This is a genomic window from Hahella sp. HNIBRBA332 (genome assembly GCF_030719035.1).
Lineage (GTDB): Bacteria > Pseudomonadota > Gammaproteobacteria > Pseudomonadales > Oleiphilaceae > Hahella.
This window is the reverse complement of the sequence record NZ_CP132203.1, coordinates 5,125,565-5,137,703: the sequence shown is the minus strand read 5'-3', so window position 1 is coordinate 5,137,703 and position 12,139 is coordinate 5,125,565. Positions and strand designations below refer to the sequence as shown.

The following is a 12,139-nucleotide window of genomic DNA, read 5'->3' as shown; positions in this document are numbered from 1 at the left end:
GGCTTCCTGTTCACCGCAGTTCCTCTCTATTTAGCTTCATTTAGCTTCTTATGAATTTCCTGGCGCACTTTCATTTGGCGGATGTTTCCGCGACATCATTCACGGGCGCCTTTCTTGGCGATTTCGTAAAGGGCGCGGAGCTGCATTATTTGCCAGCGTCGCTGGCCACTGGAATACGTCTGCATCGGGCCATCGACTTATATACGGATAATCATGTTTTGGTCAAAGAGGCCATGGCGTTGATTTCTCCCTATCGTCGCCGCTTCGCGGGAATTATTGTGGATGTGGCCTTTGATCATTTCCTGGCTCGGAGTTGGCGTGACTGGTATGCGGACTCGTTGGAAGAGTTCGCTGTCGGCGTTTATGCGTCACTCCAGGAAGAATACGAGCTGATGCCGCCAAGAGCGCAACGGACTGTGCTCCATATGAGCGAGCATGATTGGCTGAACGGCTACGCGCACCTGTCGAATATACACCGATCGCTGGACAACATTGCCGCCAGACTGAGTCGGCGCACCACGATGTATGGCTCAGGCGAGGAAGTGGAGCTTCATTATCAGGCGCTGGAGGTCTGCTTTATGGACTTTTATCCTCAGTTGCTGGCCTACGTCGAAGGCGTCGATACCAACTCTTTTTAGCCACTTCAGCACTTATTGTCTCTGGCTGGCGGCGATTCCGCACCAGCTGTTTTTCATTGTCTATACTTAAACGGTACGGCCCGCAATGGAGAATGCCTATGACAATGAATATTGTTATTGCAGACGACTCGTCACTGTCACGGAAAATGGTGATGAACGCCCTGCCTCCGCAGCTTAGCGATGTGGAAATCACCTTCGCCCGTAATGGTAAAGAAGCGCTCGACGCCTATTATGCCGGTAAGGCTGATGTTATGTTTCTGGATTTAACCATGCCGGAAATGGACGGTTACACCGTGCTGAAAAAGCTGAAGGAAGCGGAAGCGAACACAATTGTCTGCGTCATCAGCGCCGATATTCAGCCCGAGGCGCAGCAGAGAGTGCTGGCGTTGGGAGCGGCCTGCTTTATCGGTAAACCCGTCACCACGGAATTGTTGAGAAAGCGTATTCACGATATCGGTTTACTTTAAAGATGTTTACTCAAGACCAGTTAGACGCGCTGCAGGAAATATTCAATATCGCCATGGGGCAGGGCGCTAACAGGCTTGCTCGCCTGATTGAAACCTTTGTTGTCCTGTCCGCGCCGAAGCTCTACTCCCTCAAATCTCAGTCCGACCCGGAGTTGATCAAGCGACTCGGCGATACGCCCATCATCGCCACCCGGCAGTCCTTTGTGGGGCCATTGCGGGGTGAGGTGGTGATCTTTTACGGCATGAACGGCGCCAATGAGTTGGCCGAATTGATGGGGTATTCCCAGGGAGGCGACACCCAACGGATCAAGGAAGAGCTGATTCTCGACGTTACCAATATTCTGGTGGGAGCCTGCATTACCGGCTTGAGCCAGCAGCTGAATTTCAGTAAATCGTCGTTCTCCACCCCCGGGCTGTTGGTGGAGGGAAAGACCGTGGCGGAAGCTCTCGAAAACCAACGTCTGCCTCAGGATTCAGAAGCGCTGCTGGTGGAAATCCAGTTCAAAATTGAAGCGCACGCCTTTTTCTGTGAATTACTGATCTGTATTGCGAATGAATCCATCGCCACTGTCGTCACCGCAGTGGATAAGTTGCTCAAAGGCGTTTGACCCATGGCGCGCGTTTGGCGAAAGACGCGCGTAAGTAAAGGACTTGCGGGAAGGAGTGGGGATGTCGTTCGAACAAAAGCTGTTGGAGAATGTGCTGCAGCAAATCAGCATGGGGATCGTCATTCTGGATCAGGACTGCCGGATCTGTTTTTGGAACGAATTCATGCAGATCAACAGCGGCGAAGCGAACGCGATCGACAAAAGCATCTTTGACGTATTTCCCGACCTGCCGCAAAGCTGGTTCAAGAAAAAAATCGACACGGTGTACACCATTCAAAACATGGCGTTCACCGACTGGAAAAAACGCCCCTACATCTTTCGTTTCCCTACCAGCCGTCCGATGACAGGAGGGCTTGATGTGATGTATCAGAACGCCACCTTTTCCCCCTTAACGGATGAAAAGGATGAAGTCACTGGCGTATTGATCATGATCACTGACGTCACCGAGGTGGCTGAACAAACCCTGCAACTGGAGCAGCTGACCGCCCGTCTGGAACACGAAAAGCAGGAACAGAAGAAACTCATCGCCAAGCTGGAAGAGGCGCAGAATCAATTGCTGCAGTCAGAAAAGATGGCGGCTATTGGGCAGTTGGCGGCAGGCGTGGCCCATGAGATCAACAACCCTACCGGCTATGTGTACTCCAACATGGGGTCTCTGGGGCATATGGTGAATGATCTGTTGGCGGTCATTGAAGTTTATGAACAACAGTTTGAGAAGGTGGGCGACACAGCGATTCGGGACGCCGTCAACAAGGCCAAGGAAGAATATGACTTCGATTATCTGAAAGAAGATCTGGTTACGCTGGTCAACGAATCCAAGGATGGGATCGAGCGAGTCAAACGCATTGTGCAGGACTTGAAGGGCTTTTCGCATGTCGGCGAATCCGACTGGCAGTTGGCGGATCTGCATAATGGCATGGACAGCACGCTCAATGTCGTATGGAACGAGGTGAAGTTTAAAGCCGAAGTGCAAAAAGACTATGGCGATATTCCCCGGGTGCAATGTATCGCGTCCCAGATCAATCAGGTGTTCATGAACCTGATCGTGAATGCGGCGCATGCAATTGAAAAGCAGGGCGTCATCAAAATCTCCACAGGGTTACAGGACGATATGGTATTCATTCGGATATCCGACTCCGGTTCCGGCATCTCTACGGAGAATCTCAATCGTATCTTCGAACCGTTTTTCACCACTAAACCCGTAGGTAAAGGAACGGGATTGGGGCTGTCGGTGTCATACAGCATCGTGCAGAAACATCATGGACGTATGGAAGTGAGCAGCAAGCCAGGAGAGGGGACGACATTCACTATCTGGCTTCCGGTAACCCAGCCTGAGGAGGAGGCGGAAGAGGATGACTAAATATTCATTGAGGCCTCTGACGGCAGATTGACGCTATGGGTTAATAAGAGTGGATTAGCCCATACTTCCTTTGCGTATAGTCTTTTTTGCCTAAGCTGAGTATTGAGGCTACACTCTAACCCTGTCTAAGGAATAAAAAGATCGATTGAAATAACTTTCGATCACGACGGCGCAGAGCGTCAGCGTTGAATTTATTACTAAGAAGGCGGCAGGAAGCCGGCTTGGCGAAGACAGCCCGAATCTCGTCTGGCTCGGAGGGCTCCCAGACGAAGCAGAAACTGCTGCACGAAATGCATCGGATAACCGGTGGGGATGTAGTGAAGGTAGGCTTGGTTTTTGTGAGAGCGTAATAGTATGCACCTGATAATAATAATCGCATCCGTATTAGCAATCGTCATCGCTGGTCCGCACTTATGGGTCCGCCATGTAAAGAAAAAGTATTCCGCTGATATCGCCGATATGCCGGGCACCGGCGGCGAGTTGGCTTCCCATCTGGTCCAACGCTTCGGACTGGATGACGTCAGAGTGGTTATGGCGCAGTCCGGCGGCGACCACTACTCGACACAAGAAAAAACCATTCGTTTGAGTCCTGAGACATTCCGTGGCAAATCCCTGACGGCCGTTGCTGTCGCCGCCCATGAAGTCGGGCACGCCATCCAATACGCTCGCGGCGAGAACATCACCAAGCTGCGAGCGAAATACTCTCCGGCAGCCCAGTCTGCGGAAAAACTGGCGCTCACTATTTTCATGTTTTCCCCTGTCATTCTGGCGGTGCTGCACGTCCCGCAACTGGTGCTGCTAACCATCGCCACAGGCTTGATTGCATTGCTGGCTTCCGTGGCGGCGCAGATGGTCGTATTACCGCTGGAGTGGGACGCCAGCTTTAACAAAGCGCTGCCGATCCTGGTAGACGGAGAATACATTACCCCCCGACAGGAAGCCGCCGTGCGTCGCATACTGAGAGCGGAGTCTTTCACCTACGTCGCCAACACCCTGGCGGACATGTTCCGTTTATGGCGCTGGATCGCCATATTGCGTGGGGCGGCACGCTAAGCTCGTTGGGGGGCGTGTCTTTCAAGGGGTAGCGGGAGCGAAATAGTCTGAATGGATTATTTATCTCACTGCCCGATTCTTTAAACTTTTCTCCCAAAATTTCCTGCCCGCCCAAGGCGACATCCAGTTTCTATATGGATGACACACGAAGTTAAGGGAGTACATGTCCACATCAGCTGCACCGCATTCGGCTCAGAACGCCATTGTCCGACATGACTTCGCCGCGATGCCTCGTTATTTGGTCAACCTTTCCGGCATCGTGCTGAACATTCCTTACCCGGCGCAAGCTCGTCACATCTCTCTGGGCTTGTGTGGTGTGTACGATATCTATCAGGAGTTGAGTTACGAGATGTGGGACCGGCTCCCGTATATTGATCTCCTGAAGTTCGTCCTTCCCTATCATTTATCCGGCGCATCAAAGAAAGCGAATCCTGTGGCGGAATTGCGTGTGTTCGCCAAGTTGGTGTGGGCGCAAGACAGTGATGGTTTGGATTTACGCGACATCGAGCAGTTGGCTGAGTGGGTGTTAACCTCCGTACAGAAGTCGTTTAGGGAGAAAGATAAACAGATCGTTGCCGAACGCCTCGAAGAATTGGGGCTAGGGGGGCGGGATAGCCATAAAGATTCGGTAAAAGCCTTTGGTAAATTGATCAAGGCTGTTTATGGGAATGAGTTGGAAGGAAAAAATATTGTCGAAGACTTGCGACTTTGGCGACGTCCTCGACAACCGGAGGAACTGCTTACTTGTTTGATCAATGGCGTTCCCTGGCTGATATATGAAGCCTATAGACCTCATGACCATGGCCACGTGGTCGCCCACGCGGCGGTGACTCCCAGCCATGTTGTCACCCTTACTTTTTATCTCGACGACAAAACACCTGACTATTTCAGTCCCAACCTGAACGTTGACGATGTCATCCCTCTCGATATTCGAAATCTGATGCGCGAAATTCGGGTCATATACTCTCCTTACGCCAGAACGGACGTCCATATTGCGGACAGGAGGGCGGATGAAGTGGTTTAACCGCGCACGGCGAAAAGGCGCACTCCAGCAAGGCGAATCAGTCCTGCCTTTAGGGTCCAGATCGAGTCTCTCGGGGCCGGATTTCAAGTCTGCTCCAGTGCGTGAAATCCTGCTGTCTCGGAGCACACTAAGCTTTTCGCTGCCAGTAAGCTCGGCCTCTCAGACGACCTCTTGGGGTGAGCAGCGAAAATCGTACTTTATTTCCAAGCAAGCGGATCTTTATAAAGAGACTTTACTGACGAGGCTAGACGATGTTCCGGTCAGAAGGTTATCCATTGTTTATGCCGGGTGGGGCTATTGCGACCATGAGGGAGTAGTGGGAGAGGCCCTGCTGGAGATGGAACTATGTCGGTTGCCCTGTATGAATAGCGACACTGACTTTCGTAGCGCTGGGTCGCTGAAGCGGTGGCTATTAAAAGCGTGTGAGGACGACTGGCGGGAACTGTATGCGACTGTCTATTTACCGAAAAAATCTATGCATAAGGTAATACGCTTTGAAGCGGGCAAGGTGTATTCGGGACAGCAGCTTCAGTACCCCATAACCATGGACGATCTGATGGAAAAAGAGGCTAACGGGCTGACGTGGTTTCACTATGAGGTGCGTATTCCAGGCGCCTATCGGCGACTTTTCTACCTGCTTCCGCTGACAAGCGAGCATCTGCTTCAGGTTTCCGTAGAGCTTTCCTCGCAAAAAGGTCCCAGCGACACCAAAGACACCAATTTTATGGAACTGGTCAAACAAAATATGGCGGAGTTTCTCGCCAGCGTTTGTTACAAATCCAGCGAGACAGAGTCCGGGAGGTTCCCGCTCCTGAGAAAGGCCGACTGGCCGGCGACAATGACCGGAACAAAACCAGGGAGCGGCAATGAGCGACTATAAGCTTGCGGATGAAGGACACGGGGCCCACAAGTACTATTTTGCGTATTTGATCTCTAACCCGATAACGCCCTTGATTGCTTTTCTTGTGAATGGCGTTTGGCTTGGCTGGCCCTTGTTTATTCTAGGGGGATGGATAGCAGGTAATCCGCGCTATATCAGGGAAATAGCCGCTGTGGTGGTAGGCGTTACAGGCAGCTACCTGCTTGCAGGACTGCTGCTGCCCCTGTTTGCTCCCGATTCTCTAGGGTATGAGGGATGTTTGCTGGTGTTGGTTACATGGAAGTTGTGCATCACTGTTTATCTCTTTGTGTCGCGAAGTCCATGGAGCGATAGATCGAAGTTCAAGGACAAAGACAATGAGTTTGATTTAGTCGCCGCCGGAGTACTTGCTATGGCTGTGGGGGCTTTGGACGCGCCTGATCACTTCTCAGAGATAGGGCGCCTTGTTCTCATGGGTATAATATGAAGCTCGATAGAAGCCTTAGTAAGGCATGGCGCAGTTATAGCCATCTGGATTATGAAAAAGCTACGTGGCAGCTGAAAGATATACTGGATTCGACTCCATCGGCTGAGGGGCATGCTCTGTTGGCGTTATGTCTTATTCCGCAAAACCGGATGCTGGCGGCGCGGGTGGAAGCCCAACGTGGCGTGGCGGAAGATCGTCGCAGCGCATTTTGCCATTACGCAGCTGCGGCCGTTTCTGAAGCTATCAAACACTATGACGCCGCTCGCAGGCATATTGAGCTGGCTTTGGAATTAGAGCCGCAATCTACTGCCTACCAAATCGCTTCTCTTCGGCTGGATCGCCTGCAGCAGGGATCAGATATCCAGGCGCCGTTGAAGAAGCTCTTGTCTGAGCGCCCAAATGATTTTGCTGTCTTTTACGCCCTGGCGGAGTTTTACTGCGACAGCTCAGAATGGGATCAGGCTTATTTCTATGGCGATCGCGCATTACGCCTGGAAGGGACTAATCAGCGGGCGCTGATGTTGATGGCGCGAATTTGTATTCAGTTGAATAAGTATGAAGAAGCGCGAAGCCATATATTCTGGGGGCTTGCGGCGAATAGAAAAAGCGCTGACGCCATGGAGTTGTTAAGCCAGATTGAGACCAGGAGTAAACCGTTTTTGCAGGGCGTGCGGCAGCTTTACATGAAGCTGCGTCAGCTTGGTTTTGACGCACTGGTGTTGGCGTATAGCGTACTGATTTTTTTAGGGATCGCCTTTGGGCTGCCTCTCACCGAACTCTTTGACGCCAGTATGGAGCAATCAAATGATAAATGGACTTTCTTCGCTGTGGGGTTTGGTGGTTTTGTGGCGCCTCTCGTGTTGTATGGTGTCTTGTATGGCGCTATTCGTCATTTATGTAAACGGAAAGAGAAATGTTGGATAGAGAAGCTGACTCCTTTGATTTAGTGAACGCAACGCCGGGCTTTTATCTTATCCATCAGACAAAAGAGGCCCGTATTGCAGGGGAGCGAGGGGAGAGAGTTCGCTGTTCCTCTGTGTTGGTAAATGGCATGAACATGGGAATGGACATGGTTATCAGTCAACAGGCGCGATGGACCTGCGCCCCTTTTAATTGGAGAGCCAAAGGCGAGGAAGCCATAGGTCCTGATTACGAGTTGTTTTACTTGCCGCCTTTTTTGTATGCGAAGTCGAAAGGAAAGCTCAAAGCATCACAGGATACCTATATCGGAAAAGCATCAGCACTACTTGCTGATGCAATCATTGAGGCGCAAGAAAAAGGGCAGGAGATTGAATGGACCCTGCATGGCGATGGCGCCCGGCTGTTTTTTGAAGCGCTACAACGGATTGACGGGATTGTGTTGGATAAACAGTATGTGAGGTTTATTGCGCCGACTCAGGATCTGACGACACTGCTCCCTCTGATGCGCGGCTTGGGAATGAAGCTGTTTGGGGAAGTGCTTAGTTATCACAAATATGATTTTTTCTCCGTCGGCAATCGTTTCTTCAATCGGAACAAAATTTTAAGGGAGATTGAGGCTTTTGGCGCAGAATTCCAGGGAGCGGCATTTTGCTTGAGACTCAAAGCTTTGCATGAACGTAAAGTGATCGCGAACCTATTGCTGCTAATTGTATTTGTTCTGCTTTTCGCCACTGGGTATAAGCTGTATTCCGGTGACTATAGCGGATGGCTACTGGCGGGTTTGGTTATCTATTTCGTCCCTCATGGATTACGAGTTTCATCTGATCTTAATAAACTGGCGAAAGCCATTTTCGCAAGACGTATTCCAAACCCGAACCTTAACCCTCACTTTTCCCTGTGTGAGTATTTCAGCTTTTGTTGTTCTGATGATATCAGCGGCCCTTTTAAAGAGTGGCGCGGGATTTTTCGAGCCCGCGCCATATTGAAAAAGCAGTTACGCGCGGCGATTTGATACGGTTTTCACCGGTTATCCGCCGCCGCTTACCGTCCCGCCAGCTAAATACCCCTGCGCTATTTCCGCTATCTCATGGGCGCGGTCGCGTCCGTTGATGCAGCGGCGGGCGTTGAGGAAGTCTTTCTTGTTCTCGTTGATGTAGTCTGAGATTTTGTGGCCGGTGAAGGCGCCGGTCATGAAGCCATGAGTTAGCACGAACAGGGCGATTTCCGGCTGCATGGCGAGATCGGGTTCCTGCACCAGTGGCGCGCCCAGGAGCTGCTGATATTTACGGTAGTTATTTTCCCAGGTGAGCTGTACATAGCCGCGGCCGTAGTAGGGGTAATAGCGCAGATTATGCTTGCGCCATTCCTCGCTTAACCAGAAGGCTTCCTTGACCGGTTCGAAGGTTTGCGCGGTTTCCCATTGCACCGTCGCCAGCACATAGGCGATTTGTTGCGGCAGTCCTATGCCTTGCTTTTTACATTCGTCACAGATGGCTTGTTTGACCTGGGGCATGCTGGAGAAGTCATAGTGTGCGGACTCGTAGCACTCCGTGGCGAGCCGGATCAGTTCCGCCAGGGATTGGGGACCGACCAGCGTTGGGTTGCCCGGAAACACGTCAATTTTGAATTCGGCCCAGGCGCTGCGGGTTTTCGGTCCATAAAGGCCGTCAATGTCACCCACTGGATATCCCAGGCGATGGAGCGCGATCTGCAGCTCGCGCAGTTGCTCCACGCTAAGGGTTTCCAGCGGTCTCGCGAAGGCGATTTCTGTCAGCGCCTGGAATCTGGAAGATCGCTCTGAGGCGGGCGCCTCGCGAACGACGGAAGGAATGTTACGTTTGTCGTGTAAGGTGTCGACCATAATCCCACCCCCGATGTAAATGCGATTTAAAGCAACCGGAAGTTTCCACCGCGCCTCCCTGGATTGGTCCGGAAAAGACTCGGGATAAGTTAAAGCTTGGTCCAAGATCGACCTGGAGGCAATCCTCTTTCGCTCTAAGAGAACGTTATATGCAATCGGCTTTGCAAAATATGCAATTTTGCACAAATGCGTTGCAAAAATTACGTTGTATGAGGACGGCGACCACCGGCTCGGCTCTTGCGTTGCTCATCACTCCTCCTGCTCATCAGCGTGGTTGTGGGGGTATCAGGACGGCGGCATGATAATTGCCATTTCCCTGTTGCAGACAGGCGCATGTCAGGCGACGCCTGCTAACCAACAAGGAGACCGAAAATGAGTGTCAGAGAAGAAGCATTTGCTCGCGATAGAACCGAGAACCCCGATTACGCCAATCTTAAAAGAGACTTGGATGCGTTACGCCAAGATATAGCCAAACTGTCCGCTGGGGTTTACAACGACACCAAATCCCGAGCTGGAGAGGCGATAAGCGCTGTCAGTGAAAAGTCCAACAAAGCCGTACATGCGGCGGAAGAAAAAATCGGCGAACGTCCATTTCTGAGTCTGTTGATGAGCTTTGTGTTAGGACTGGTGATGGCGAAGGTGTTGGATTCAAGAAAGCATTCCTGATGCGCTGAAGCATCCCGCTCGCGTTTAGCGAGCGCCGAGAGGCCGCATTGGCGGCCTTGTTTTTCCCGGCATGGAGGAAACTGCCATGAAAGAAGCGGTACGATGGTTATTGTTCTATGTGCTGACAGCGATGGGTGTTTGGTTGCTTGCGTTAGCGTTGATTCTTGGCGGCCTGGCTTTACAGTTTAAGGCGCTGGTCATGCTGTTGCAGCCCATGCTGGGATCTGCGGCGGCGTATTCCTTGACGGGGCTGGCTTGCTTTTTGGTGCTGGCGGCGCCGTGCCTGTTGATGTGGATGGGGCTGCGCAGGAAAGCGCGTCGACACGCTCCTGCTGCGAGCGCAGAGGCTCATGATCCCTACGCTAGCGCAGCCGTTTTAGTCAAAAAATATCCATTTGAGTCGGTGGCGATCGCCTTTGCCGCCGGTTTCTCCGCCAATGATCGGGAGCAGTTGCAGAGCCTGCTGGCCGCTGTCGCTAAAGAACACTAAGGAAATTTGACATTGCCTTGTGCAGACCTGGCTTGAGAGAGTTACAGTTATTAGCAGGAGCGGTATGGTCGTTCCTGTTTTTTGCTTTCTCAATTCATTGTCATGCAGGGGGATAATCATGGAGCTCCCAATTAAAAACCGCATCGCCGCCGGCCGGATGCTGGCGCAAGCGCTTGATGCCTATCGTTCCCGCAACAATCTTCTTATTTTGGCTTTACCCAGAGGCGGCGTTCCGGTCGCCAATGAAATCGCTCTGGCGTTTTCGGCTCCGCTGGATCTGCTACTGGTGCGCAAGCTGGGCGCGCCCAGATATCCAGAGTTAGCGATGGGAGCAATCGCCAGCGGCGGCGCAATCGTTATGAACGAAGATGTTGTTAGCGTCCATCAAATCAGTGAAGAGGAAATCACCTGCGTCAGGGAGAGAGAAGGGAAGGAACTGCGCAGAAGAGAGCAGACCTATCGTGGCGATAAGCCGGCGCCAGAGATCAGTGGCCGCTGTGTAATCGTAGTGGATGACGGAATGGCTACCGGCGCCACCATGAAAGCTGGCGTCGCAGCGTTACGACAAATGCAACCGGAGACGATTGTGGCGGCAATCCCTGTTGCGCCCAGCGAAACGGTAACGGAGTTACAGGCGATGGTTGATGAGGTGGTGTGTCTGGCGACGCCGGAGCCATTTTACGCCATTGGCGGTTGTTACACGGACTTTGGCCAGACCTCAGATAAAGAAGTCATTGAAATCTTAAAGGCGGCCTGGGCGCAAGAGGCGAACTGCTCAGACGAGGAGCCTCATATCCTGGAGAAGACGGATTGGCCTGAATACTGCCGACAATTCAGTCATGAGCATCATGGTTGGCTAGTGTCTTTCCGAGAAGAAGCGCCTGCGGAGATGCAGCGTCACAGGGGAATGAAGTTTCAGAATCTGCCCTTGCAGAGCCTGGATTATGACGCGCGCGACGATGTATTCCAGCTCAGTGTGCTCGACACGGGCAAACCTCATGAGATTTCCATTTTCTGTCCCAAGCGTCTGGCTGAAGCGCCCCATGGCGCCAGCAGCGCACTATTGCAGATTGATACTGGCGAAGGCGGCAGTATTTTACTGGGTTTCAGCGAAACGTACGCGATCGCCAAGGCGCGGGCGTAGCGATTGACGCAGTGGCGTTCAAATGACGCCGCTGCGCATCAGGATAAGCATCAACGCCATCCCCGCCATGCCCAGGTCTTCCGTTAACGTCACTGTGCTCAAGGGAACGTCCAGAACGGTGCCCATACAGGGGCAATTGATGTCCAGCCCTTTACGCAAAGCGGAGAGCACGCCAGCGGCCCCGAAGGACAAGACGATAATCGTCAGAGCATACGTCAGATACGGCGCTGCAAAGGATAAGTACGCCAATCCCAGCCCCAGCTCGATAAAGGGATAAATGTATGCGTAGCCGCGAAACCGTCTGGCCAGCAGATCGTACATTTCAAAGCCATTGGCGAAGGAGCTGGGGTGGAACAGCTTGAGCATGGCGAAGATGCACAGGAAGAATCCCATGAAATAATGCATCCAGACCATTGCAGTGAATGGTCCGGGTAGGGACGCCGCCAGCGCTGCGAGAGCGGAGACGGCGAGTAAAGCGAACAGCGGGCGATAGTCGGATAGGTGCGCGCCTCGCTCTTCTTCACGCACCTGAAAGCCGGGTTTGCTGTTCATAGTGTCCTC

Annotated in this window: 15 protein-coding genes; 13 read left to right on the top strand and 2 right to left on the bottom strand. The window is 52.3% G+C overall.

Annotated elements, in window-relative coordinates; all coding sequences use genetic code 11:
* Positions 1–50: 50 nt before the first annotated feature.
* The 10 genes from O5O45_RS22705 (at position 51) to O5O45_RS22660 (ending at position 8,429) form a co-directional block, all read left to right on the top strand.
* A complete protein-coding gene (locus tag O5O45_RS22705; RefSeq protein WP_459077235.1) occupies positions 51–638 on the top strand; it encodes an acyl carrier protein phosphodiesterase in 588 nt (195 codons plus the stop codon).
* Positions 639–736: 98 nt separating this feature from the next.
* Positions 737–1,105 (top strand): response regulator, encoded by a 369-nt coding sequence (locus tag O5O45_RS22700; protein WP_011394649.1) that lies wholly within the window; start codon positions 737–739, stop codon positions 1,103–1,105.
* A 2-nt stretch (positions 1,106–1,107) separates the two neighbouring features.
* The gene (locus tag O5O45_RS22695) at positions 1,108–1,713 is read left to right on the top strand and encodes a chemotaxis protein CheC (protein ID WP_305901612.1); all 606 of its coding nucleotides are present in this window, start codon (positions 1,108–1,110) and stop codon (positions 1,711–1,713) included.
* A 61-nt stretch (positions 1,714–1,774) separates the two neighbouring features.
* On the top strand, positions 1,775–3,073 hold the full coding sequence (locus tag O5O45_RS22690; protein WP_305901611.1) for an ATP-binding protein: 1,299 nt from the start codon (positions 1,775–1,777) through the stop codon (positions 3,071–3,073).
* Positions 3,074–3,427: 354 nt separating this feature from the next.
* Positions 3,428–4,126, top strand: a complete 699-nt coding sequence (locus tag O5O45_RS22685) for a zinc metallopeptidase (protein ID WP_305901610.1) — start codon at positions 3,428–3,430, stop codon at positions 4,124–4,126.
* A gap of 163 nt (positions 4,127–4,289) precedes the next feature.
* Positions 4,290–5,150, top strand: coding sequence for a hypothetical protein (locus O5O45_RS22680; RefSeq protein WP_305901609.1), 861 nt, complete (start codon positions 4,290–4,292; stop codon positions 5,148–5,150).
* Entirely contained in the window at positions 5,137–6,030 is an 894-nt protein-coding gene (locus O5O45_RS22675) for a hypothetical protein (protein ID WP_305901608.1), read from the top strand. Before O5O45_RS22680 ends, O5O45_RS22675 begins: the two co-directional genes overlap by 14 nt.
* Positions 6,017–6,496, top strand: a complete 480-nt coding sequence (locus tag O5O45_RS22670) for a hypothetical protein (protein ID WP_305901607.1) — start codon at positions 6,017–6,019, stop codon at positions 6,494–6,496. The genes O5O45_RS22675 and O5O45_RS22670 overlap by 14 nt, the downstream gene beginning before the upstream one ends.
* Positions 6,493–7,443: a tetratricopeptide repeat protein gene (locus O5O45_RS22665; protein WP_305901606.1), complete on the top strand. Its 951-nt coding sequence runs from the start codon at positions 6,493–6,495 to the stop codon at positions 7,441–7,443. The genes O5O45_RS22670 and O5O45_RS22665 overlap by 4 nt, the downstream gene beginning before the upstream one ends.
* Entirely contained in the window at positions 7,410–8,429 is a 1,020-nt protein-coding gene (locus O5O45_RS22660; protein WP_305901605.1) for a hypothetical protein, read from the top strand. The genes O5O45_RS22665 and O5O45_RS22660 overlap by 34 nt, the downstream gene beginning before the upstream one ends.
* Before the next feature lie 15 nt (positions 8,430–8,444).
* On the opposite strand, the gene O5O45_RS22655 is transcribed toward O5O45_RS22660, so the two are convergent.
* Positions 8,445–9,278, bottom strand: coding sequence for a peptidoglycan-binding protein (locus O5O45_RS22655; protein ID WP_305901604.1), 834 nt, complete (start codon positions 9,276–9,278; stop codon positions 8,445–8,447).
* A 372-nt stretch (positions 9,279–9,650) separates the two neighbouring features.
* On the opposite strand from O5O45_RS22655, the gene O5O45_RS22650 reads away from it, so the two are divergent.
* The 3 genes from O5O45_RS22650 to O5O45_RS22640 all read left to right on the top strand — a co-directional run bounded on the left by O5O45_RS22650 (position 9,651) and on the right by O5O45_RS22640 (position 11,578).
* Positions 9,651–9,944, top strand: coding sequence for a hypothetical protein (locus O5O45_RS22650; protein WP_305901603.1), 294 nt, complete (start codon positions 9,651–9,653; stop codon positions 9,942–9,944).
* A gap of 85 nt (positions 9,945–10,029) precedes the next feature.
* The gene (locus O5O45_RS22645; RefSeq protein ID WP_305901602.1) at positions 10,030–10,434 is read left to right on the top strand and encodes a hypothetical protein; all 405 of its coding nucleotides are present in this window, start codon (positions 10,030–10,032) and stop codon (positions 10,432–10,434) included.
* Between the two features lie 118 nt (positions 10,435–10,552).
* Positions 10,553–11,578: a phosphoribosyltransferase gene (locus tag O5O45_RS22640; RefSeq protein ID WP_305901601.1), complete on the top strand. Its 1,026-nt coding sequence runs from the start codon at positions 10,553–10,555 to the stop codon at positions 11,576–11,578.
* 18 nt (positions 11,579–11,596) lie between these two features.
* On the opposite strand, the gene O5O45_RS22635 is transcribed toward O5O45_RS22640, so the two are convergent.
* Positions 11,597–12,130, bottom strand: a complete 534-nt coding sequence (locus O5O45_RS22635) for a MauE/DoxX family redox-associated membrane protein (RefSeq protein ID WP_305901600.1) — start codon at positions 12,128–12,130, stop codon at positions 11,597–11,599.
* Positions 12,131–12,139: the final 9 nt, after the last annotated feature.

Excerpts from the sequence above, each read along its gene's own strand:
- O5O45_RS22705 (WP_459077235.1), top strand. The coding sequence starts at position 51 with ATGAATTTCCTGGCGCACTTTCATTTGGCGGATGTTTCCGCGACATCA.
- O5O45_RS22700 (WP_011394649.1), top strand. The coding sequence starts at position 737 with ATGACAATGAATATTGTTATTGCAGACGACTCGTCACTGTCACGGAAA.
- O5O45_RS22695 (WP_305901612.1), top strand. The coding sequence starts at position 1,108 with ATGTTTACTCAAGACCAGTTAGACGCGCTGCAGGAAATATTCAATATC.
- O5O45_RS22690 (WP_305901611.1), top strand. The coding sequence starts at position 1,775 with ATGTCGTTCGAACAAAAGCTGTTGGAGAATGTGCTGCAGCAAATCAGC.
- O5O45_RS22685 (WP_305901610.1), top strand. The coding sequence starts at position 3,428 with ATGCACCTGATAATAATAATCGCATCCGTATTAGCAATCGTCATCGCT.
- O5O45_RS22680 (WP_305901609.1), top strand. The coding sequence starts at position 4,290 with ATGTCCACATCAGCTGCACCGCATTCGGCTCAGAACGCCATTGTCCGA.
- O5O45_RS22675 (WP_305901608.1), top strand. The coding sequence starts at position 5,137 with ATGAAGTGGTTTAACCGCGCACGGCGAAAAGGCGCACTCCAGCAAGGC.
- O5O45_RS22670 (WP_305901607.1), top strand. The coding sequence starts at position 6,017 with ATGAGCGACTATAAGCTTGCGGATGAAGGACACGGGGCCCACAAGTAC.
- O5O45_RS22665 (WP_305901606.1), top strand. The coding sequence starts at position 6,493 with ATGAAGCTCGATAGAAGCCTTAGTAAGGCATGGCGCAGTTATAGCCAT.
- O5O45_RS22660 (WP_305901605.1), top strand. The coding sequence starts at position 7,410 with ATGTTGGATAGAGAAGCTGACTCCTTTGATTTAGTGAACGCAACGCCG.
- O5O45_RS22655 (WP_305901604.1), bottom strand. The coding sequence starts at position 9,278 with ATGGTCGACACCTTACACGACAAACGTAACATTCCTTCCGTCGTTCGC.
- O5O45_RS22650 (WP_305901603.1), top strand. The coding sequence starts at position 9,651 with ATGAGTGTCAGAGAAGAAGCATTTGCTCGCGATAGAACCGAGAACCCC.
- O5O45_RS22645 (WP_305901602.1), top strand. The coding sequence starts at position 10,030 with ATGAAAGAAGCGGTACGATGGTTATTGTTCTATGTGCTGACAGCGATG.
- O5O45_RS22640 (WP_305901601.1), top strand. The coding sequence starts at position 10,553 with ATGGAGCTCCCAATTAAAAACCGCATCGCCGCCGGCCGGATGCTGGCG.
- O5O45_RS22635 (WP_305901600.1), bottom strand. The coding sequence starts at position 12,130 with ATGAACAGCAAACCCGGCTTTCAGGTGCGTGAAGAAGAGCGAGGCGCG.